This window comes from Sphaerisporangium melleum (assembly GCF_014646695.1).
Taxonomy (GTDB): Bacteria; Actinomycetota; Actinomycetes; order Streptosporangiales; family Streptosporangiaceae; genus Sphaerisporangium; species Sphaerisporangium melleum.
The window spans coordinates 1-2,467 of the sequence record NZ_BMNT01000090.1 but is presented as its reverse complement, the minus strand read 5'-3'; the positions used below and the strand labels follow the sequence as shown (position 1 = coordinate 2,467).

Annotated in this window: 1 protein-coding gene; it reads right to left on the bottom strand. The window is 75.7% G+C overall.

Annotated elements, in window-relative coordinates:
- The coding region (locus tag IEY93_RS39100) for a SpnB-like Rossmann fold domain-containing protein (protein ID WP_229691791.1) at positions 1-2,425 on the bottom strand (2,425 nt) is incomplete at its 3' end.
- Positions 2,426-2,467: the final 42 nt, after the last annotated feature.

Sequence of the window (2,467 nt, the reverse complement as noted above, 5' to 3'; positions counted from 1 at the left end):
GCTGGGCGAGTTGTACGGCGGCCATGCCGACGCCGCCGGCGGCGGCGTGCACGAGCACGCGCTCGCCCGCCGCGAGGCCCGCGAGGTCGACCAGGGCGTGGTAGGCGGTGACGAAGGCGATCGGCACCGACGCCGCCTCGGTGAAGGACCAGCCGTCCGGGATGCGGACCAGCAGCCGGGCGTCGGCAACCGCGTCCCGGGCGAAGCCGTCGATGATCCCCATCACCCGGTCGCCGGGGGCCAGGGTGGTGACGTCGTCCGCGACCTCGGTGACCACGCCCGCGCCCTCGCCGCCCATCGGGGCGTCACCCGGGTACATGTCCAGGGCGATGAGCACGTCGCGGAAGTTCAGCCCCATGGCCCGGGTGCCGACGCGCACCTGACCGGGAGCCAGCGGCTGGGCCGGCGTGGGAAGCAGGGCGAGGTCCTCGACCGTGCCACGGGTGGTGACGTCGAGGCGCCAGTTCGCCGCCCCGGCGGGCGGCACCAGCGCGGCTCCGGCCTTCGCCGCGGCCCGCGCCAGCCGGGGGACGTGCACCGCGCCCGCGCGCAGCGCGAACTGGGCCTCCCCGGTGGCCAGCGCGGCGGGCAGCGCCCGCAGGGACATGGGGTCGTCATCGAGGTCGGCGATGACCAGGCGATCGGGACTCTCCGACTGGGCGGACCTGACCAGGCCCCAGATCGCGGCGTGCGCCAGGTCCGGCACCTCGTCCTGGCCGGTGACGGCGATCGCCCCGCGGGTGAGCAGGACGAGCCGTGCGGACGGAAGGCGATCGTCGTCCAGCCAGTTCTGCAGCAGGCGGAGCGCCCGGCACGTCTCCTCACGCACCGCCTCCGCAAGATCACCCCCGTTCCCCGGACCACCGGCAACGGCATCCGGTGCCGTGACCTCGCCGGTACCGGTGCCGGGCGCAGTGCCCTCGGCGCCCCTCGAACCGGCGCTCTCAGCCGGGCGAACGGCAGAGCCCGAACCGGCGGCATCCTCCGAACCTCCCGCGTCGCGCGAACCGGCGACGCCAAGACCCACGGCACCGCCCGGACCAGCGGCCTCGCCAGAGACGGCGGCAGTGATCGGACGGAAGGCCGCGGCCGGGGGGCGTGCGGGGTCGAGCAGGACGCATACCCAGTCGGGTGCCGCCTCCCCGGCCGGCAGCGTGGCGGGGGCGTCGTAGCCCTCGGCTGTGACACCGGCGCCGGCGAGGCCCGCCGGGTTGCCGAGGACCGCCCACCGCCAGTCCGCTGACGGTTCACCGGCGGGCACCGCCGTCCACTCGACGGCGTAGAGCGAGTCGGCCGTCGCGCTCGGCGCGGCGGCGGTGAGGTCGGCGGGCAGCGGGCGGGTCACCAGCCCGGCCACTTCCGCGACCGGCGCGCCGGTGGTGTCGGCGACGGCGAGTGCGACGCGGTCGGCGTCGTCCAGCGAGAGCCGGACGCGGACCGCCGCGGCGCCCGTCGCGTGCAGCCGCACGCCGGTCCAGGCGAACGGCATCCGAGGCCCGTCCTGGGCGGCGGCCGCGTCCAGCGCGACGGCGTGCAGGGCCGCGTCGAGGAGCGCCGGGTGCAGCCCGAATCCACCGGCGTCCACCCCGTCCGGCAGGGCGACCTCCGCGAACAGTTCCCTGTCGCGCCGCCAGAGGGCGCGTAAGCCCTGGAAGATCGGGCCGTAGCCGAGGCCGACCTCGCCCAGCCAGTCGTACAGCCCGGACAGCTCGACGGCCTTCGCTCCCTCCGGCGGCCAGACGCCGGCCCACGGAGCGGGGAGGGCGGCCGGCGCCGCGGCGAGGACTCCGGCGGCGTGGCAGGTCCACGGATCGTCCGGGACGCCGCGGTCGGGACGGGCGTGCACGGTGAGCGTCCGGCGGCCGTCCTCGCCCGGTGCGCCTACCGCCACCTGGAGTTGCACGGCCTCGCCTTCGGGGATCACGAGCGGGGCCTGGATGGTGAGCTCTTCCAGCAGGTCGCATCCCGCTTCGTCGCCGGCGCGTACGGCCAGGTCGACGAAGGCGGTGCCGGGGAGGATGACCTGGCCGTTGACGGTGTGGTCGGCGAGCCAGGGGTGGGTCTTGCGGGAGAGCCGTCCGGTCAGCAGCACGCCTTCGGCGTCGGCCAGCGCGACCGCCGCGCCGAGCAGGGGATGGCCGGCGGCCGACAGACCGGCCGCGCCCATGTCACCTGCGACGGCCGTCCGCTCCTCCAGCCAGAAGTGCTGGTGGTCGAAGGCGTAGGTCGGCAGGTCCACCACACCCGGCTGCGACGACTCATACGCCCGTTCCCAGTCGATGTGACCGCCCCGGACCCACACCTCCCCCGCGCTGGCCCACAACCGGGCCAACCCACCCTCACCCCGGCGCAACGTCCCCACCACCACCGCGGCATCAGCAACCCCGGCAGCCTCCAGCGACTCCTCGATCCCGACCCGCACCACCGGATGCGCACTGCACTCCACAAAACACCGGAACCCCTCCCC